Source organism: Caulobacter sp. DWR1-3-2b1 (assembly GCF_049895765.1).
In the GTDB taxonomy this organism is placed as follows: domain Bacteria; phylum Pseudomonadota; class Alphaproteobacteria; order Caulobacterales; family Caulobacteraceae; genus Caulobacter.
Map to the genome: position 1 here is coordinate 60,634 of NZ_JAFCSZ010000014.1, position 19,963 is coordinate 80,596.

Annotated in this window: 18 protein-coding genes and 1 pseudogene; 4 read left to right on the forward strand and 15 right to left on the reverse strand. The window is 60.0% G+C overall.

Annotated elements, in window-relative coordinates; translation table 11 throughout:
* Positions 1 to 149: 149 nt before the first annotated feature.
* From ACP69S_RS13670 to der, 4 genes are all read left to right on the forward strand, one after another.
* Positions 150 to 896 (forward strand): tetratricopeptide repeat protein, encoded by a 747-nt coding sequence (locus tag ACP69S_RS13670; protein WP_425998071.1) that lies wholly within the window; start codon positions 150 to 152, stop codon positions 894 to 896.
* Positions 893 to 2,332 carry a PQQ-binding-like beta-propeller repeat protein gene (locus ACP69S_RS13675; RefSeq protein ID WP_425998073.1) on the forward strand — a complete coding sequence of 480 codons (1,440 nt, stop codon included), beginning with the start codon at positions 893 to 895 and terminating at the stop codon, positions 2,330 to 2,332. The genes ACP69S_RS13670 and ACP69S_RS13675 overlap by 4 nt, the downstream gene beginning before the upstream one ends.
* Before the next feature lie 156 nt (positions 2,333 to 2,488).
* Complete coding sequence (locus ACP69S_RS13680; protein WP_425998074.1) at positions 2,489 to 2,854, forward strand: hypothetical protein; 366 nt, start codon at positions 2,489 to 2,491, stop codon at positions 2,852 to 2,854.
* Positions 2,855 to 2,908: 54 nt separating this feature from the next.
* The gene (gene der, locus ACP69S_RS13685) at positions 2,909 to 4,684 is read left to right on the forward strand and encodes a ribosome biogenesis GTPase Der (RefSeq protein WP_425998076.1); all 1,776 of its coding nucleotides are present in this window, start codon (positions 2,909 to 2,911) and stop codon (positions 4,682 to 4,684) included.
* A 233-nt stretch (positions 4,685 to 4,917) separates the two neighbouring features.
* Here der and ACP69S_RS13690 read toward each other — a convergent pair whose 3' ends face one another.
* From ACP69S_RS13690 to rfbB, 15 genes and pseudogenes are all read right to left on the reverse strand, one after another.
* Positions 4,918 to 5,676, reverse strand: a complete 759-nt coding sequence (locus ACP69S_RS13690; RefSeq protein ID WP_425998078.1) for an SDR family NAD(P)-dependent oxidoreductase — start codon at positions 5,674 to 5,676, stop codon at positions 4,918 to 4,920.
* A gap of 8 nt (positions 5,677 to 5,684) precedes the next feature.
* Positions 5,685 to 6,698: a bile acid:sodium symporter family protein gene (locus ACP69S_RS13695; protein ID WP_425998080.1), complete on the reverse strand. Its 1,014-nt coding sequence runs from the start codon at positions 6,696 to 6,698 to the stop codon at positions 5,685 to 5,687.
* A gap of 9 nt (positions 6,699 to 6,707) precedes the next feature.
* Positions 6,708 to 8,207, reverse strand: a complete 1,500-nt coding sequence (gene purF, locus ACP69S_RS13700; protein WP_425998082.1) for an amidophosphoribosyltransferase — start codon at positions 8,205 to 8,207, stop codon at positions 6,708 to 6,710.
* Positions 8,204 to 8,821, reverse strand: a complete 618-nt coding sequence (locus ACP69S_RS13705) for a CvpA family protein (protein WP_425998084.1) — start codon at positions 8,819 to 8,821, stop codon at positions 8,204 to 8,206. The genes purF and ACP69S_RS13705 overlap by 4 nt, the downstream gene beginning before the upstream one ends.
* Positions 8,818 to 10,200 (reverse strand): DNA repair protein RadA, encoded by a 1,383-nt coding sequence (gene radA / locus ACP69S_RS13710; protein ID WP_425998085.1) that lies wholly within the window; start codon positions 10,198 to 10,200, stop codon positions 8,818 to 8,820. Before radA ends, ACP69S_RS13705 begins: the two co-directional genes overlap by 4 nt.
* A 71-nt stretch (positions 10,201 to 10,271) precedes the next feature.
* Positions 10,272 to 11,354, reverse strand: coding sequence for an alanine racemase (gene alr, locus ACP69S_RS13715; protein ID WP_425998087.1), 1,083 nt, complete (start codon positions 11,352 to 11,354; stop codon positions 10,272 to 10,274).
* A 62-nt stretch (positions 11,355 to 11,416) separates the two neighbouring features.
* A pseudogene (locus tag ACP69S_RS13720) lies at positions 11,417 to 11,770 on the reverse strand (MarC family protein); the annotation flags it as partial.
* Positions 11,771 to 12,057: 287 nt separating this feature from the next.
* Complete coding sequence (locus tag ACP69S_RS13725; protein ID WP_425998089.1) at positions 12,058 to 12,924, reverse strand: hypothetical protein; 867 nt, start codon at positions 12,922 to 12,924, stop codon at positions 12,058 to 12,060.
* A gap of 140 nt (positions 12,925 to 13,064) precedes the next feature.
* The gene (locus ACP69S_RS13730; RefSeq protein WP_425998091.1) at positions 13,065 to 14,318 is read right to left on the reverse strand and encodes an O-antigen polymerase; all 1,254 of its coding nucleotides are present in this window, start codon (positions 14,316 to 14,318) and stop codon (positions 13,065 to 13,067) included.
* Positions 14,319 to 14,593: 275 nt separating this feature from the next.
* On the reverse strand, positions 14,594 to 14,722 hold the full coding sequence (locus ACP69S_RS13735; protein WP_425998092.1) for a hypothetical protein: 129 nt from the start codon (positions 14,720 to 14,722) through the stop codon (positions 14,594 to 14,596).
* A 274-nt stretch (positions 14,723 to 14,996) separates the two neighbouring features.
* Positions 14,997 to 16,283, reverse strand: coding sequence for a lipopolysaccharide biosynthesis protein (locus tag ACP69S_RS13740; RefSeq protein WP_425998094.1), 1,287 nt, complete (start codon positions 16,281 to 16,283; stop codon positions 14,997 to 14,999).
* 5 nt (positions 16,284 to 16,288) lie between these two features.
* A complete protein-coding gene (locus tag ACP69S_RS13745; protein WP_425998096.1) occupies positions 16,289 to 17,083 on the reverse strand; it encodes a glycosyltransferase family 2 protein in 795 nt (264 codons plus the stop codon).
* Positions 17,084 to 17,135: 52 nt separating this feature from the next.
* Positions 17,136 to 18,005, reverse strand: coding sequence for a glucose-1-phosphate thymidylyltransferase RfbA (gene rfbA, locus ACP69S_RS13750; protein WP_425998098.1), 870 nt, complete (start codon positions 18,003 to 18,005; stop codon positions 17,136 to 17,138).
* Complete coding sequence (rfbD, locus tag ACP69S_RS13755) at positions 18,002 to 18,904, reverse strand: dTDP-4-dehydrorhamnose reductase (protein WP_425998100.1); 903 nt, start codon at positions 18,902 to 18,904, stop codon at positions 18,002 to 18,004. Before rfbD ends, rfbA begins: the two co-directional genes overlap by 4 nt.
* Positions 18,897 to 19,958 carry a dTDP-glucose 4,6-dehydratase gene (gene rfbB, locus ACP69S_RS13760; RefSeq protein ID WP_425998102.1) on the reverse strand — a complete coding sequence of 354 codons (1,062 nt, stop codon included), beginning with the start codon at positions 19,956 to 19,958 and terminating at the stop codon, positions 18,897 to 18,899. The genes rfbD and rfbB overlap by 8 nt, the downstream gene beginning before the upstream one ends.
* Between the last annotated feature and the right edge of the window lie 5 nt (positions 19,959 to 19,963).

Genomic DNA, 19,963 nt, shown 5'->3' on the forward strand with positions numbered 1-19,963 from the left:
TTGCGGCTGGCCCGTTCACGCTATAGGTTCCCCGCCTGCGCTGGCGGGCCTCCGCCGGCCGCATTCTGTTGTAAACCATGTGTCGCCGCCGGATCTCTCTGGCGCTGACCTGTCAGGGCGCTGTCCGCGTCCGTTTCGGAGCCTCGTTCGTGGTCGATGTGTTTGACGAGGTCGAAGGGCAGCTTCGCTCCGACCGTTACAGGACCCTAGCGCTAAAGGCGCTGCCGTGGATCGGCGCCGCCACCGTGGCGGTCGTCATCGGCGTTGGCGCCTATTGGGGCTGGACCTCTTATCAGACCAAGGAAGCGGCCAAGGCTTCCGAAGCCTATCAGGCCGCGCTTGAGACCACGGGCCGCGACGGTTCGGCCAAGGGCTTCCCGGCCATGGAAGCTGTGTCCAAAAGCGGCGCTTCGGGGTATCGCGCCCTGGCGCTGATGCACATGGGCGGCATCCGTCTTGACGAGGGCAAGGCGGCTGACGCCGTGCGCTATTTCGACGAAGCGGCCAAGCTTTCCTCCGACCCCGTGATCGGCGACCTGGCGCGCCTCAAATCCGCCTTGGCGCTCATGGATACGGCCTCGCTCAAGGACATCGAAGCGAGGTTGACGCCGTTGGCGGGGGAAAAGAGCCCATATCGCGTGAACGCCAAGGAAGCCCTGGCGTTCGCCAAGCTTCAGGCCGGCGACCTCAAGGGCGCTCGCGAGGACTTCTCGGTTCTCGCCAACCTGCTCGACAATAATTCCGAAGGCGTTCGTCAGCGCTCCCAAGCGGCGATGCAGATGATCGATTCCGGCTCGGCCAAGGATCTGGCCGCCGTCGTCAAGGCCTCGATCGCCCTGCCGCCTCCCGTGGCCATGCCGGTCGCTCCGCAACTCGCGCCGAACGGCGCCCAATGAGCCGCTCCATGAATTCCAAGCATTCCGTGGCGCTAATCGCGCTGATGTCGGCGGCGGTGACGGTGAGCGGCTGCTCGACGATCTCCTCGACCGCGTCCAAGCTCAATCCGTTCGACAAGTCCGAGAAGGACCAGGCCAAGGCCACCCAGGGTCAGCGGATCTCGGTCATCGCCTTCGATCAGAAGGTCGAAACCGCCGAGACCTTGAAGGGCACCGAGTTCTATCTGCCCGAACCGGCTGTCCAGGCCGAATGGCGTCTGCCGGGCGGCAACGCCGAGCAGTCGGTCGAGCATGTCGACGCCGGCAAGGCCTTCGAGATCGCCTGGCGCAAGGGCTTTGGCCAGAAGGCCAACCGCAAGTTCCACATCACGGCCCCGCCGGTGGCGACCGCCGACCGCATCTTCGTCATGGACGGCGAATCCACGGTCTCTGCCCTCGACACCAAGACGGGCTCGGTGGACTGGCGCAAGGATCTGCGTCCCTCGGCCGGTCCGGGCAAGGGCGGCTTCTTCGGGTTTGGCGGCGCCAAGAACGACCGCCTTGGCTTTGGCGGCGGCCTGGCCCTCAGCCCCGACAACAAGCTGATCGTTTCGTCGGGCTTCCGCTTCGTGGCCCAGCTCGACGCCGCGACGGGCGTCGAGGCCTGGCGTCAGGGAACCTCGACTCCGATTCACGCCGCCCCGACCGTCGTCGATGGTCGCATCTTCGTGGTGTCGACCGACAACGAACTGCTGACCTACAACGCCGCCACCGGCACGCCCGGCTGGACCTATCAGGCCCTGATCGAGCCGGCCCGCATCCTCTCGGCGCCCAGCGTCGCGGTCAGCGGCGACACCGCCGTGGCCGGCTTCGCTTCGGGCGAGCTGGTCGCCCTGCGCGCCGCCAACGGCAACGACCTGTGGAGCGAGGCCCTGTCGCGCGCCAGCCGCACCAACGCGCTGTCGGAAATCCGCGACATTCCTGGCCGCCCGGTCATCTTTAAGGGCGACGTTTTCGCGGTCAGCCACTCGGGCGTGTTCTCGGCTACCGACCTGCGCACGGGTCAGGCGCGCTGGAGCCTGCCGATCACCGGCATCACCAGCCCCTGGGCCGCTGGCGACGTCGTCTATGTCGTCGACAAGTCCGGCCAGGTGATCTGCGTGGCCCGCGAGAGCGGCTCGGTTTACTGGATCCGCGACCTCAACGAGGGCCTGGGGCAGACCAAGCGTCAGAAGAAGAAACTGGCCAAGCATCCGCGCCTGTGGTCGACCCCGATCCTGGCCTCGGGTCGCCTGATCACGGTGTCCAGCGATGGTCAGGCCGTGGCGCTGAACCCAAAGACCGGGGTTACGGAAAAGACCCTGAAGATCGGCGCTTCGGTTCTTCTGGCCCCGATCGCGGTGGGCAACATGATCTATCTGGTCACCGACGAGGCCCAGGTCGTGGCCATCCGCTAGATCGCTTCGCCCTTCATGGCGTGGCGCTCCCGCGCCATTGTTCCGCTTGAGGCTGACGCGCCACAATCTTTGGATGTGGCTTGATGGTTGGGGACGGCATGGACTCGGGCGTGACACCAAGCGACGCTCAGGTCTGCTTCTTCCGGAAACCCTGAGGTGTCGCCGGCCGATGTCGCCCTGCGTTGCGCCTTCAGCCTGACCCTGCCCATTGGGCAGGTGCTGTTTAAGCGCGCGGCCATCCGACACGGCGAGACCGCCGGATCCCTACCCGTGCGGGTGCTGACCAACGTCTCTTTGATCGGCGCCTGCGCCTGGTATGGCGGCACGGCGCTGTTCTGGTTTCTGATCCTGACGCGCGTGCCGCTGGTCGCCGCCTATCCCTTCGCCATCGCTGGTTCGGCCAGCGTGCCAATGGTTTCCAGCTTCGTGTTCAAGGAAAAACTGTCGCGCGGTTTCGCGATCGGGTTCGCCCTGATGCTGGCTGGCCTGGCGCTGGTGGTGACGCCGCCGATCTTCGGATAGGTCCAAACCCCGCCTTGCTTTGCGGGAACGGCAAAAATCGACTACTGCAAGCCCATGCCTTTGAAACTCGCAATTGTCGGACGCCCCAATGTGGGCAAGTCCACGCTATTCAATCGTCTCGCCGGTAAGAAGCTGGCCATCGTCGACGACCAACCCGGGGTGACCCGTGACCGCCGCTACGCCTCCGGCCGCCTTGGCGACCTGGACCTGGAACTGATCGACACCGCCGGCTTCGAGGATGTCTCGGACGAGAGCCTGGAAGCGCGGATGCGCGCCCAGACGGAACTCGCCGTCGAGGAAGCCGACGTCTCGCTGTTCATCTATGACGCCCGCGAAGGCGTCACGCCGCTGGACGAGGTGTTCGCCACCCTGCTGCGCCGTCGCGGCAAGCCGGTGATCATCGCCGCCAACAAGGCCGAGGGGAAAGCTGGCCAATCGGGCATCGGCGAGGCCTACAAGCTGGGCCTTGGCGAGCCGATCCCGATCTCGGGCGAGCACGGCGAAGGCATGGCCGAGCTGTACGCCGCCATGCTCGCGTCCTTTCCCGAGGATCAGTATTCCGAGGATGAGGACGACGACGACAAGCCGATCCGCATCGCCATCGTCGGCCGTCCGAACGCCGGCAAGTCCACCCTGGTCAACCGCCTGATCGGCGAGCAGCGTCTGCTGACCGGCCCAGAGGCCGGCATCACGCGCGACTCGATCTCGGTCGACTGGCTGTGGGACGGCCGCAAGGTCCGTCTGGTCGATACCGCCGGCCTGCGCAAGAAGGCCAAGGTGCAGGAGAAGCTGGAAAAGCTCTCCACCCAGGATTCGATCCGCGCGGTCACCTTCGCCGAAGTGGTGCTGCTGGTGATGGACGCGACCCACCCCTTCGAGGTCCAGGATCTGCAGATCGCCGACCTGACCGAGCGGGAAGGCCGGGCGCTGGTGTTCGTCCTGGCCAAGTGGGACCTGGTCGAGGACCCCGTCGCCCAGCTGAAGGATTTCCGCGAACACGCCGAGCGCATGCTGCCCCAGCTGCGCGGCGCGCCCGTGGTGGCGCTGTCGGGCGAGACCGGCAAGGGCATCGAAAAGCTGATGCCGGCCGTGATGAAGATCCACAAGGACTGGGCGACCAAGGTCAAGACCCGCGACCTGAACGACTGGCTCCAGATGGCCATGCAGCGCCATCCGCCGCCCGCCGTCAGCGGCAAGCGCGTCAAGCCCAAGTACATGGCCCAGATCAAGGCGCGTCCGCCGACCTTCGTCCTGTTCTCAACCCGCGCCGACCAGATGCCCGAGCACTATCGGCGCTATCTGATCAACAGCCTGCGTGAAAGCTTCGACCTGCCGGGGGTGCCGCTGCGCATCACCATCAAGTCTGGCGCCAACCCCTATGCCGACGGCGAAGCCAAAGGCCACAGCGGCCGGGGCAAGCGCGAGTTCGAACGCCGCGAACGCGAGGAAGAGCGCATTCGCGCCTCGCGCAACACGGTCAAGAAGTCCAAGCGCATCGCCGACGAGGCCGCCGCTGCAGCAGCGGCCGAAGCGGGTCTGCCGCCTCCGGAGAAGGTGACAGTCAGAGGCCCCAAGAAGCCCGTCAAGGCTGAAGCCAAGACCACCAGCTCGGCCGTCACGGCGCCCGCCGCCGAACCCGGCAAGGCCGCCGTCAAGTCGGTCAAGAAGCAGGGACCTCGGGCGCAGAAGAAGGTCTCGACCACGCCCAGCTACAAGGTCGGCTTCAAGGCCGCCGGCGGCAAGGCTGCGACGGGACCCAAGCGTCCGGTCGCTGGTTCAAGCATCGTTCGTGGCAATAAGGGTCCTGGCAAGGCCAAACCGAAGCGCTAGAGCATTTTCCGATAAGTGTGAAACGGTTATCGGATCGAAAAATGCTCTAAACTTCTGATTTAGAGCCCTTTTCGCCCGACCCTGACGAAGCCATTAGGTCGGAAAGGGCTCTAGAGCATTTTCCGATAAGTGTGAAACGGTTATCGGATCGAAAAATGCTCTAAACTTCTGATTTAGAGCCCTTTTCGCCCGACCCTGATGAAGCCATCAGGTCGGAAAGGGCTCTAGCCAGATCAGGCAGGAGTGGCGACGCTCGCCGACTCCTGCCCACGCTCCTTGAAGCGCACCACCCCTTTGGGCGGTTCGCGGTCCGGATGGACCAGATCGATGATGTAGGGGACGATGGTTTCCGGGGCGGGGACGGTCATTGGATCCTCTCCCGGGAAAGCGCCGGAGCGCATCTTGGTGCGCATCGCGCCGGGATCGACGCACAGCGCGCGGACCAAGGTGTTTTCCATCTCGTCGGCATAGCAATCGACGATGGCTTCCAGACCCGCCTTGGACGCCGCGTAGCCGCCCCAGAAGGCGCGGTGGGTCTTGGCGACGCTGCTGGTCAGGAACAGCGCCCGACCGGCGTCAGATGCGCGCAACAGCGGGTCCATGGCGCGGATCAGTCGCCAGTTGGCCGTCAGGTTGGTCGACATGATCATGTCCCAGCCCTTCGGATCCAGATGGCCCACCGGAGTGAGAGCGCCCAGAACGCCGGCCGCGCCGACGAGGATATCGAGCTTGCCCCAGCGCTGATGCAGGGCGGAGCCCAGCTGGTCCAGGCCGTCGGGTTCGCGCAGGTCCAGCGGCACAAGGGTGGCGTGCTCGCCCGTGGCGGCGAAGATCTTGTCGTCCAGAGCTTCAAGTGCGCCCTGGGTGCGCCCGAGCGCCACGACATGGGCGCCGGCCTCCGCCAGGCCTAGGGCGATGGCCGCGCCGATGCCGCGCGTCGCGCCGGTGACGAGGGCGACGCGGCCCGCGAGCTGTTTTTCTGAAGAATCCATGGGGGCTTTTAGCGGGTGGCCGGCGCTTCTTGAAGCCCGTCCGTCGCGTCATCGGCCGGACGCTTGGCATAGTGCTGGGCGATCACCGAACAGGCCATCAGCTGGATCTGGTGGAAAATCATCAGCGGCAGCACCAAAACCCCGGCGGTCGCGCCCGGAAAAAGGATGCCGGCCATCGGCACGCCGGTGGCCATGCTCTTCTTGGAGCCGCAAAATACGATGGCGATCTCGTCGGCCTTGGAGAAGCCGAGCGCGCGTGCGCCGAAGGTGGTGGTTAGTAGCACCACGGCCAGCAGGACACCGCAGACGGCCAGCAACAGCACTAGCTCCAGCAGGGAGACCCGCTTCCACAGCCCTCCGACCACGGCGGCGCTGAAGGCCGAATAGACCACCAGCAGGATCGAGCCGCGGTCGACATAGCCGACCAGCTGCTTGTGTTTTTCGATCCACGCTCCGACCCATGGCCGCGCTAGCTGGCCGACAACGAACGGCAGGAGGAGTTGGACGACGATGTCCTGGATCGCTTTCCAGCCGCCAGTTCCACCCTCGGCGTGCATCAGCAGGCTGACCAGCACCGGCGTCAGGAAGATACCCAGCAGGTTCGAGGCCGAGGCCGCGCAGACAGCGGCGGCGACATTGCCGCGGGCGATTGAGGTGAAGGCGATGGACGACTGCACGGTCGAGGGCAGGCAGGCCAGGAACACCATGCCCGCCGCCATGGTCGGCGAAAGGATACCGGTCTTGGCCGCCACCACCCCCAGAATCGGGAACAGGACGTAGGTGAAGGCCAGTATGGTCAGGTGCAGCCGCCAGTGGGTGACCCCGGCGACCACGGCCTCGCGCGACAGCTTGGCCCCGTGCAGAAAGAACAGCAGGGCGATGGCCAGCTTGACGACGATGCTCAGAGCGGCAGCGGCTTCGCCGCGAACCGGTAGGATCGACGCCAGCGCCACCATGCCGAATAGCAGGATGATGTAGCCATCGATCTTCAGGTTTGCGAGTAGCCTGGAAAGTCCGTTCATCAGGCCGGGTTACGCGCTGAGCAGCGACAACTGCTTGTCGTTGGCCTCGTTGCGGCCTTCGGCCACTTCGCGGTCAGTGAGGCGGGTGGGGTAGTCGCCGGTGAAATAGTGGTCGGTGAACTGCGGGGTGACCGGGTCGCGGGGACCGGCTTCCAGCGCTTGATACAGGCCGTCGACCGACAGGAAGCCCAGCGAGTCGACTTCCAGGAACCGGGCCATTTCTTCCAGCGACTTGTTGGCCGCCAGCAGTTGTTCGCGTTCGGGCATATCGATGCCGTAGAAGTCGGGCCATTTGATCGGTGGGCTGGCCGAGCGGAGGTGAACCTCCTTGGCGCCGGCCTCGCGGACCATGCGGACGATCTTCAGCGAGGTCGTGCCGCGCACGATGGAGTCGTCGATCAGGATGACGCGCTTGCCTTCCAGCACGGCACGGTTGGGGCTGTGCTTCATGCGCACGCCCAGTTCGCGCACGCCCTGAGTCGGCTGGATGAAGGTGCGGCCCACATAGTGATTGCGAATGATGCCCAAGTCGAAGGGCAGACCGCTTTCCTGCGCATAGCCGATAGCGGCCGGCACGCCGCTGTCGGGCACAGGCACCACGACGTCGGCCTCGACGCCGGTCTCGATGGCCAGACGCTGACCCATGCGCTTGCGGACGTCATACACCGAGCGGCCGTTCACGACGCTGTCGGGACGGGCAAAGTAAACGTACTCGAACACGCACGGACGGGCGGCCAGATTGCTGTAGGGTTTCAGCGACTTCACGCCCGTGTCGGAGATGATCACCATCTCGCCATGCTCGACGTCGCGCACGAAGCGGGCGCCGATCATGTCGAGCGCGCAGGTCTCCGAAGCCAGGATCGGTTGGCCGTCCAGATCGCCCAGCACCAGCGGGCGGATGCCCAGCGGGTCGCGGATGCCGATCATCTTCTTGTTGGTGATGGCGACGATGGCGTAGCCGCCCTCGATCTGGCCTACGGCGTCGATGAAGCGGTCGACGATCCGCGCCTTCCGCGAGCGGGCGATCAGGTGAAGGATCACCTCGCTGTCGCTGGTGGACTGGAAGATCGCGCCTTCCTGAACGAGGCGCTCGCGCAGGCTCAGGAAGTTGGTCAGGTTGCCGTTGTGGGCGATGGCCACGCCGCCGGTCTCTAGATCGGCGAACATCGGCTGGACATTGCGGATGCCGCTGCCGCCGGCCGTGGAATAGCGGGTGTGGCCGATGGCCATGCCGCCGGGCAGGCGCTCGACCAGGTCATTGCCGGTGAAGGCGTCGCCCACATGGCCCATATGGCGTTCGGTGTGGAAGCGATGGCCGTCGAAGGCGGCAATGCCGCAGGCTTCCTGACCGCGATGCTGCAGGGCGTGCAGGCCCAGGGCCGCGACGGCGGCGGCGTCGCGCACGCCGAACACGCCGAACACGCCGCATTCGAGGCGCAGGGTGTCGTCTTCGGGATCACGACGCGGGACGGAGGAGTACCGATCGGTCGACTGGCCGATAAAGCTCATCGCGATTTCTCCACCAGAGCGTCGAGGTCCTGACGCTGGTTATGATCATAGTCTGTTTCGCCGGCCTTGCGGTCCGACGGATTGTCGCTGGTCCCGCGCACCGCGCCTTCGATGGCCGGAGCCAGCTTGCCCGCCAGTTCGCCGCCCTTGGGTGCGAACACTTTCAGCACCTTGGCGCTGGCTTCGGACAGCGGATAGAAGATCGAGCGCTCCACCCAGGCGGGCACGCGATCGCGCGGGGTGGCCATGTGGAACAGCATGTTGAAGACGCCCAGAATGATCAGGGCGCGCATCAGGCCAAAGCCGGCGCCGACCACGCGGTCCAGCAGGCCCAGCGAGCTTTCGTGCAGACCAGCGGTCAGTCGTCCGCCAATGAAGCGCAGGATCACGAAGGCGACCACGAAAACCAACAGCAATGCGCCCGCCGTCGCCGCCCAATCGGGGTCCATCAATTCGCGGAAAATGGGTCCGCTGATGCGCAGGCCAAAGAGCGCGATTGCCGCGGCGAGAATGAACGACAGCGCCGAGGTAAGTTCGCGCGAGGCTCCGCGGGCGAAACCGATGCAGCTGGAAGTGATCAGCAACAGGCCGGCGATGATGTCGAAAGGCGTCACGTTAGCTGGCCCCAGATTTCGTCACCAATGCGGCGCACGGCGTCGGCCAGTCGCGCCACTCCAGCCACCGGCAAGGCTCCGCCACCGTCCGGTAGGCCCGAAAGCGGTCCCAGCGCCCGGCCAAAACCGAGTTTTGCGGCTTCCTTCAAACGCGTCTCCATCCGGCTCACTGGCCGCACTTCGCCCGACAGGCTGACCTCGCCGAACACGACGCAGTCCTGGGGCAGGGCGACATCCAAAGCCGATGAGGCCAGGGCGGCCGCCGCCGCGAGATCCGCCGCCGGCTCTGTAATGCGCAGGCCGCCAGCGACGTTCAGATAGACGTCCTTATCGCCAAAACCAAGGCCGCACCGTGATTCAAGTACGGCCAACACCATGGCCAGGCGCCCGGAGTCCCAGCCGACCACGGCGCGGCGTGGCGTTCCGTAGGCGGAGGGCGAGACCAGGGCCTGGAATTCGACCAGCACGGGCCGCGAGCCCTCGATGCCGGCGAACACCGCCGCCCCCGCCGCGCGCTCGCCGCCTTCGTTCAGGAACAGGGCCGAGGGGTTCTTGACCTCGCGCAGGCCGACATCGCCCATCTCGAAGACGCCGATCTCGTCGGTGGCGCCGAAGCGGTTCTTGGCCCCGCGCAGGATCCGGAACGGGTAGCCACGCTCGCCCTCGAACGAGAGCACGGCGTCGACCAGATGCTCGACCACCCGCGGGCCAGCGATCTGGCCGTCCTTGGTGACGTGGCCGACCAGCAGGATCGCCACACCCTTCTTTTTAGCCAGCCGCACCAGTTCGGTGGCGCAGGCGCGGACCTGGGTGACCGTGCCGGGCCCGGCCTCGTGAGCGTCGCTCCACATGGTCTGGATCGAGTCGATGACCACCAGGTCGAAGCTGTCGCGTTTGAGGCCGTCGAGGATGTCGCGCAGGCTGGTCTCGGCGGCCAGCTGGACGCTGGCCTTGGCCAAACCCATGCGGTCGGCGCGGGAGCGAATCTGCTCGACGGCTTCCTCGCCGGAGATATAGGCGCAGGACGCCCCGCGCATGGCGGCGCTGGCGCAGACCTGCAGCAGCAGGGTGGACTTGCCCACGCCCGGGTCGCCGCCGATCAGGATGGCCGAGCCGGGCACCACGCCGCCGCCGCAGACGCGGTCAAATTCGTCGACGCCGGTGACGATGCGGGGCGGGGCCGGGGTGTCGCTTTCCAGCCCCTGAAATTGCAGGCCTCGATTTCGCGTGGCCTTGGTGGCGGCCAGCGCGCCGGGCGGGCGAGCGCCGACTTCCTCGGCCAGCGTGTTCCAGGATTGGCAGGCCGGGCATTGCCCCGACCACTTGGTCTGGACCGCGCCGCACGACTGGCAGGCGTAGACGGCGCCGTCACGGGCCATGGAAGCTCCTGATTCTCGGATGGGTGGAGACTACAGGGTGACGGGGTCGTGCGCCAAAGGCGGACGTGGGATCAGCGGATAATGCGTTGGGCTCTGGGCGCGATCCGGGTCAGCAGTTCATAGGCCGTCGTACCCGCCGCCGCCGCCGCGTCGTCGATGGGCAGGTCGGGACCGATGATCTGCACCATCGCGCCAGGACGGGCGGCGTCGCAATCGGTGATGTCAACGGCGATCAGGTCCATGGAGACGCGGCCCAGCATCGGTCGCCGTTGGCCGTCGAACCATACCGCGCCGCGCGGGTGGGCGGCGCGGGGCACGCCGTCGGCATAGCCAACGGCCACGATGGCGACGCGGGTGTTGTCGGTCGCCGTATAGGTCGCGCCATAGCCGATGCTTTCGCCGCGCGGCACATTGCGAGTCTGCAGGATCGGGGCTTCAAGGGTGACAACGGCCTTAAGCCGCGCATCGGGAACGTCGCGTGGACCCCCGCCATAGAGACTGATGCCCGGCCTGACCTGGTCGAAACAATAGGCGCCGCCGAGGAAGATCCCGGCCGAGTTGGCCAGGCTGCGTCGGGCGTGCGGGAACAGTGTGGTGGCTTCGTGAAAACGCTCCAGCTGTTTGACGTTCAGCGGATGATCCGGCTCATTGGCGCAGGCCAGGTGGCTCATCACCTGGGTGATCTCGACATGATTGAGCCGGTCCATCGCGCCTAGCAACACACGAACCTCCTCAAGGCGCAGGCCCAGACGGTTCATGCCGGTGTCGACGTGTAGGGTTGCCGCTAGACGCCCGCCACGCGCCTGGCTGTTCCAGGCCTCGATCTGCGGCAGGCTGTTGAGGGCGGGAATCAGCCGCGCCTCCTGCAGCGCCGAGGCCGACCCCGGCGTGACCCCGTCCAGCACATGGATGGCCGCATCGCGGTCGCCCAGGCTCTGGCGCAGGGCCAGACCCTCGGACAGGCGGGCGGTATAGAAGCTGCGCGCGCCCTCATCCCACAGGCGGTCGGCGACGATGGCCGCGCCCACGCCATAGCCATCGGCCTTTACCGCCGGAGCGACCTCCGCGCCGGACGCGGCGTCGCGCAAGGCGCGGTAGTTGGCGGCCAGGGCGTCGAGGTCGATCGTCAGGCGGGCGTCGGAAGGATCGGTCACGAGGGCTCTGAAGCAGGGAGTCGGCGCGTCAGGGCGTAGCGGAGCCGGCCGGGCTTTTCCAGCTAGAACGCGCCCGGATGCGACGCCAGGAACACCGAGACCAGGTTCTCGAAGCCCGAGGCAGTGATCTGCACGCCGATACACAAGAGCAGGAAGGCCACCAGCCGCGACAGCACCCGAGCGCCGGAATGGCCTAGCATCCGTGTGACCCGGCCCGAGGCGCTGTAGAGCAGCCACACCAGAATGGCCACGCCGGCCGCCGCCAGGCTCGCGCCGATGAAGAAGCCTACCGCGCTGCCCTGGGTCGGGCGTTGGGACGACAGGGCAATGGCCACTGAGATCGCGCCAGGCCCGGTCGTGAACGGCATGGTCATCGGGAAGAAGGCGATATCCTCCTGCCGCTTGGCAGGCTCCGCTCTGTTCAGTTATATCGAGGGCTTCTACAATCCATGTCCCCTGCATTCGACTCTGGGCTATACAGCCCAGCCGAGCTGGAACGTAGAGCGGCTTAACCCAGTCCACTTTATCGGGGGAAGATCACCCCAGCGACCTATACCGCGCCTAAACGCAACAGGCTGACCGGCTGCGCCGTGAGGAAACTCAACGGCTCTGCCTGTTGCGTCAACCGCGTCGTACGGAACTAATAACGTCGAGATGAATTTCCGAGCTAGATAAAGAGATCAGAGGCAGGTCGCATCCAATTTCATCGCGATGTACTTTTGAGCAATGCCTGACTTTCCATACGCTCAAGCGTCGCCAGCATCGGCGTAGCCGCAAGATGAGCCTCCAGCAAAAAAAGAACAATCTTTCTTGATGGTATGGCTCCTATAGAGCCGTGATTTCTATGAGAGTAAGTAACATCTCGCAGCCTTCGGCAGCTCAGATTTGCTATAGCGCACTGGTATCCCACAAATATTTCCTCGCAAAAGAGGAAGGCTGGATGCCGAAAGCTCGCGGTTTCCTTCATATACCTCTTCGTAAATATCATCATTGCCCCATGTGGAGCGAATATTAAATCCCGATCTTCATCGCTTGATCGAGAGGGAAATATCTTTCTCTTCAGATCGAAAAAAATTCTATGAATAACCGCTAAATTATAAATTCCGTATATCTTTGATAGCCTCACGTAGTGGCGCGATGACGGACGCGAATAATAGTGAAGCTGCCTAACAGGTAATCCACTCTCAGATACCAGCGTCGGCGCAAAAACTCCCACGTCGGATTGGCGGATCTCGACGTTAGAAAGTGACAAGATAAGATCTTTAAACGAAAACTCAAGATCGACGTTAGAAATTACGACAAAATCTGCATCATCGAATAATTCAGGATGCTCCCGAAGCGCAACTCGAGCTCCACCAAAATAACCTTCATTTATCCCTGAATAACAAATGTGAATGTTTCTGTAGGGACTCCACCTTTCGAGGCGGCCGGTATCTCTGAGCGCAACGTCGGTATTATCAACAACAATTATATTAAAACACTCAATATCGATAATAGACTGCGATTCAAGCAATAGATCTAAATCATCATACGAATTGTAGACAATAAATATCAAGCCGATATTGGACATAACGAAGGCTGCTCCTCAGAAATGCTCGCGCCTAGCGCCGCAGGCTCGCTCTAGTGGTGAGATTCAGTCGCTTGGAACCCGCCTAAATCCTTCTCGGGAAAGGGATCGAGCGATTTCCAGAGGGACTCAAGCGTCGCGTCCTATCCACTAGTCGAAGATACGCCTCGAACGGTTACGGCGTATATAAGCAAAGGAGCCCCCATTAATGCCAACAAGTGAGATGTATACGCAAAAAAACTGTAAACGAACGACCATCCGACGAAACACATCACCCCGACATATACCGGAAGGAGGGCGATACTGCCCTTTCTGCCCGCCTCTAGCGCGTATGCACCAAGCACTGCCAAAATAAAGATAAATACGCCAGTGCCGTAAGGGCCAAAATCAGTAATCAAACCCCGAAAAGCAGTAAATATGTTTCCCGGCTCTCCCGGCGCGAGCATTATGTATTCAGAGTACGCTCCCTTCACCCGCTGCGCGATGCCTAGATTATCCAGAACACCGGTGAAAGTAAAATAGCCGAACGGTTGGTCGACGGAGGCATACTGAATATACTGATACCAATGTGAAAATCCAGGCAGACTGCCCCAAGGCCAGCGGCGCAAATGCGCCCATACATCTCCTGCAGAGCGATGGCTCTGCTCGCCGAAGCGCATGACCTGCACGCTGAAAAACAATAGCGCGACAGCAGTCGCCGCTAGGGATCCGATAACAATCGACCTTCTCGTGAATAGCTTCTGATAAATCCCCGATGAAACATGAATACCGTAGACGTACGAGAAGGAAAATATCAGTCCACAGAACAATATTGGAGCTCGCGTAGTGATAAGAATGTTTCCGAGGGCAAATATAATAAACGGAATAAACATGCGGAATCGAGTGGACTTTTTCACACCTAGATGAAAGCCAAGAACTATCATATACGCCAAGAATCCCGCATTAAGTATATTATAGCTAAGAGGTAAGTTTAGACCCGAAGTATATCGGTTAAATGTAATTGTCTGAGCAAGCCGCATAAATGTGCGAGGATCAAATAACGTTATTGGAGAAATTCCAAGAGTAACAAGAAGAACGACGAAGCCCAACAGGCTACATGCCATTCCAAAAACAAAAAGGAGCCGAATATCAAAATTTAGATCAACTAATCGGGCTTTTTTGAAACTAGCAGCCCTTGCCAGTCCTTGCCCTAAAAGGCTTCCGGGAATCATCACCGACACAATCAGTGCAAGAAATATGTTTGGCGGCGCGGGCATGCGATATTCGGGGGCAAAAATTACAGTCCCAATATAACTAGATGAAAAAATAAGGGACAGTAGACTAGCCGGTCCGAGCCAGGTCCTCTCCGAGTACCTTGCACCCACAGTAACGACGATCCAAAGAAGAGATATTCCCATTATCTACCATCAACATTTCTGGATATATATTTCAATTTGATCCACAATAGCGGAGATGGATCACACTCTTGCGCCCACATAGCATAGCAAATTTTCCTCGGGCAATCCGTTGAACACATAGCACGGCAAAGCGCTAAAAGCGCGCCAAACACCGTTGCCCGACGTTTTGAGAGTTCAGTAGTTTGGGTTACCCATCCGGTGAACACGGCGTCGGCAGTTAGGCCGCGCGCCCGGCCGTAGCCCGCGGCCAGGAGCACGGCCAGCGGCCACAAATTCTAAGGCAGCAGGCCGTCAAGCGTCTGACTGGGAGGCTCGGCGATGCGGGCCAGCACTTCGATAAGCAAGGGCTGTGGGTCAATGTTGTTCAGCTTGGCGGCGACGATCAGGTCGTGCCTGACCGCCACGATCGGAACAGCAGAACAGCCAGAACCTGCGCCCCATAGCCACGAGCGCAGCGCCCGCTCTGCGGCTACTACTCAGGCAGACATGGCTTTCGTCTAGAAAGCGCGTGAACGCGGCCCGGCGTTGCCTTCGACCAACAGACCGTGGCCCAGGCCTCAAAGCGAGAAAATCCGCTCAAACCGTCGATCAATCGATCTCTACGGAACCTGGGCAACCGCATTGCCCAATCCCCAACGGGTAGGAGCATCGCTCTTGTCATAGATCATCGACGGATTTTTACCTTCCTCTACTCCAGCCATTCGAAATAATCCGAAAAATAGGGATAAACGGTGAAATCCAGATTCCAGCGTATCTCTTAAGGTAGATAACCTGCGCCAAATACATTGCACAGAATACGCCGCCTTGAGACAGGGCGATTGCATTCAGACCAAACTGGGAAGTAAAATATATCAGAACACTCTCCACAAGGAGAGCCATTATAAGCGTAAATGAGACGATTTTCGCCTTTCCCGTCATCTTAAGGACTTCATCGACAGGCCCCCCCATTGCCTCTCCAACAGCACCGATGAGCATTAACGATAACGTTAGAGAAATGCCAACGTACTTATCTCCAAGCACAAACGGCAATATTGTATCGCCTAGAGTTATATTACCTATGATGGCGATCAATGTTACTATTAACGCAGCCAGTGCTATAGAATTTGAGATCCTTGCTATTCCTGACCAATCGTTGGCGTAGAATTTTTTCACAATTTCCGGCCGAACCGAGAACCTCAGCGAGGCGATAACGCCAGTTACAGCGACCAGCAAACGACTGGCGGCCCCTAGAGAACCGCCCGCAGCCGGGCCGATAAAGAGCGTAGCACCCCACACTGGCAGCCACGCCAGAGAAGCTTGCATAATCCGCGCCCCAGCCAGGTGCGCGCCCGTCACCAGAATAGGCAGAATGGGTTCAGCGGGACCATTTGCTGGGAAACCCCTGCGGCAATTGATCAATACAACGAAAGAAGAAAGCATAGCCAAACCGGAACCAATAACGTTCGCAAGAACGATTCCATTAAGGCTGATATCTTGAGAAAAGATAATGTATGGTATTGTCGTTGTTAGCAGAGCGATATTTATAGATGTGTAAAACAGGAACGTTCCGAGAGAAACCCTTCCTATTCCAATTATTATTTGAGAAAATAGAAACAACATTGCATAATTGAACCACCATATCGAAGATAAAATTGATATGTATATCCCCGCGCCCAGATAAACTGCGACAGTTAAGGCAGTCGAGGCGATGAAAACTGAAGTCACAGCAGAAAATACGCACACTTTTTCTACCGTTTTGCTCAAAGATCCAATATTATTGGAAGCAATAAGCTCGCTACATAATTTCATTATTCCATCTGGCAATCCAAATCCAGAAAGACAGAAGCCTGTTGCTATAAGGCCAAAAATACTAAAGTAATATCCCGCATCATCCTTACTGAGATGACGCGCAATCAAAATTACTAGCAAAAATTGAATAAATAGAGCTGCGTATCTAGAAATTACAGCTGAGAATAAACTTTGCATGATTTTTAAGAAACACTTTCTTTCAAGTTAACCAGCTTATCTCTCCGCCTCCGTCCCTCGACAAATAAAGCATGGAAGGCCCACTGTGCCATGAGAGCAACTGAACGCAAAAGCGACAGGCCCTCTGCGTCTCTATATACGGCCCACTGGTAGGGGATGTTTTTGATTTTATTACTAGATACGCTGTTCTTCCGAATTCTATAGTCGCACAGATATTCATCCACGAGATGAGCGCGCGGAATAGAGCGAAGCAGCGATAGAAAGAACCCAAAATCCTGGCGCTTCCTGAGCAATGGAAAGTATATTTTTCCTGTCGGCTCTGAGACTGAATACACCACACTTGATGTTCGTATGAAGCAATGCTTTAATAGTTTATTGTATTCTGTTTGCTGCGGCAATGGGCCGCTGCTTGAGTACTTGGAACCAAATTCATCAACTATATTGAATAGAGTGTATGTGAATATCCAATCATTCTTTTCCATGGCATATATCTGTTTTTCCAGCTTTTCTGGATGCCACAGATCATCACTGTCGCAGAACGCTATGTAATCTCCAGATGCGGCGAGAACTCCTTTATTTCGACTTACCGCTGGGCCAGAGTTATTATCATTTTTAATTAGAACGATCCTACTGTCGCCTGATGAAATAATTTCACGAACGGTATCGTCAGACGAACAGTCATCTATAAATATTATTTCAATATTTTTGTAAGTTTGCTCAGTGATACTAGATATTGTATCGCGGATATAATTGGAGTCGTTGTATGTTGGAATAACTACTGACACTAGCTTCTGGTTCATGCCGCCCACCGCTTATAGCGTTGAAAACAATCTATTGATTTTTAGATGTCAGCTATCTAGCGAGTACATTTTTCAGTAGATATTTTCCGTAGTCGCTTTTACCTAGTATTATTGCGAGCTTCTCAAGTTGGCCTGCGTCAATGAAATCCATCTGATAAGCCACCTCTTCGGGGCAAGATATTTTAAACCCTTGCCTTTGCTCAAGTACACGAACGAATTCGCCCGCTTCAAGAAGAGAATCAGGCGTCCCGGTATCGAGCCAAGCGTAGCCACGTCCCATGATTTCTACGGAGAGATCGCCCCGCTCCAGGTACGCACGATTTACGTCGGTGATTTCTAACTCACCACGGGAGGATGGTTTCAAGTCGCGAGCAATATCGATCACACTTGCGTCGTAGAAATATAAACCCGTCACGGCCCAATTTGATTTCGGAACCTTGGGCTTCTCCTCAATCGACAGAGCCCTCATCGACTGATCGAACTCAACCACTCCATATCGGTCAGGATCGTTGACATGATAGGCGAAGACTGTTGCGCCGCTAGACCGCGCAATGGCGCTCGTGAAAAGGTCGGTGATGCCATGTCCGTAGTAAATATTATCGCCCAGAATGAGCGCTGAAGGGCTATTCCCAACAAACTCGGCACCAATGATGTAAGCTTGCGCTAAGCCATCAGGACTTGGCTGTACCGCGTACTGGATCTCAATTCCCCATTGCGAGCCATCACCAAGAAGCGCTTTGAAGTTGGGGGTGTCTCGCGGTGTTGAGATGATTAGAATCTCGCGGATGCCGGCTAGCATCAACGTTGATAAAGGATAGTAGATCATCGGCTTATCATAGACTGGCATCAGCTGCTTGGATGTGACAACAGTCATCGGATGCAGCCGCGTGCCGGAGCCGCCAGCGAGAATAATGCCCTTCATACAGGGGCTCCTTGCGATTTTAATTCTGTGATGATTTCAGCTACGGCATCTTGCCACGGCCTGGGTTTAATATCGTAGTCGCTGAGCAGCTTAAGAGTAGACAAGCGCGAGTTCTTAGGTCGCCGGGCCGGCGTCAGGTACTCTTCGGACGGAATACCCACAACTTCGGCAGAAGCTCCCCCAGTGGATGCGCTCACGCGGAAAATTTCGCGTGCGAGATCGGCCCAGGTTGCATCTCCACTATTGACGAAGTGATAGACGCCGGTCGGCGCCCCTTCGTCGGCGATCATGCGCAAGACGATCGTCTTCAGCGCCTCGGCGATATCGGTCGCGGAGCTCGGACAGCCATGCTGATCAGCCACAACGCGTAGCGCCGGGCGATCCGCCGCCAGCCGCAGCATAGTCTTCAGGAAGTTGGCGCGATGAGCGCTCAGCACCCAGGCTGTCCGCAGGACGATCGAGCGCGGATTGCCGAGGCGCACCGCCATCTCACCCGCCAACTTCGACGCGCCGTAGATCCCGATCGGCGCGACCGGGTCGTTTTCGACATAGGGCTCGGCCTTGTCGCCGTCGAAGACGTAGTCAGTCGAGACCTGAACTAGCGGGATGTCACGCTCTCGCGTCACGTCCGCCAACAGGGCGGGACCGCCGGCATTGGCGGCGAACGCTCCTGCGACTTCGGTCTCGGCCTTGTCGACGGCCGTCCAGGCGGCGCTGTTGATCACTGCCGCGAACGGAACCTTACCGAACAGCGCCTGGATCGATGCCGCGCTGGTCAAGTCCAACTCATCGCGCGACGGCGCATGCAGCACGACCCGTTCGGGCCAGACTGCGCGCTGCAGCTCAAGCCCTACCTGACCGGCACCGCCGGTGACGAGAATGTGGATGGGCTCAGCCATTCACGGCCACGCCGAGTCGCTGAGTAGCGTAGCGACCATCCAAGATTTCCTGCCACCAATCCTGGTTCTCCAGGTACCAACGCACAGTCTGCTCGATGCCCTCCTCGAAGGTTACCGACGGCTCCCAACCAAGATCGGCGCGGATCTTCGAGGCGTCGATCGCGTAGCGGTGATCGTGACCTGGGCGATCGGTCACGTAGGTGATCTGATCGGCATAGACCTTGCCGCCGGCGTGAGGCTGAAGCGTGTCGAGGATGCTGCAGATGGCGCGCACGACCTCGATGTTCTTGCGCTCTGCGTTGCCGCCGACATTGTAGGTCTCGCCCGGCGAACCACGCTCGAACACCGCCTGGAGGGCACGAGCGTGATCGTCGACGAACAGCCAGTCGCGCACGTTCGAGCCGTCACCGTAGACCGGTAGCTGCTCGCCGTTCAGCGCGCGGATGATGATCAGCGGGATCAGCTTTTCGGGAAAATGATACGGGCCGTAGTTGTTCGAGCAGTTGGTCACCAGAACCGGCAAGCCATAGGTATGGCCCCAGGCGCGGACTAGGTGGTCCGAGCCGGCCTTCGACGCCGAATAGGGCGAACGCGGATCATAGGCGGTCGACTCGGTGAAGAAGCCGTCTTCGCCCAGCGAGCCGAACACTTCGTCGGTCGAGATGTGATGGAAGCGGAAAGCTGCCTTGCCCGCGTCGTCTAAGCTGCGCCAGTAGGCCAGCGACTGGTTCAGCATTACGAAGGTGCCGACGACGTTGGTCTGGATGAAAGCACCCGGACCATCAATCGAACGGTCGACGTGACTCTCGGCCGCCAAGTGGGCGACGACCTCCGGCTTGAACGACGCCAGGGCTTTGGAAACCGCGTCGGCATCGCAGATGTCGCCCTGCACAAACGAATAGCGCGCGCTCGTCTGGGCCGGCGCGAGCGAGCTCAGATTGCCGGCATAGGTGAGTTTGTCGAACACGAGAACGTCGTGGTCGGTGTGCTCAATCAGGCGACGAACGAGGGCCGACCCGATAAAACCGGCGCCACCGGTGACTAGGATGCGCATGAATA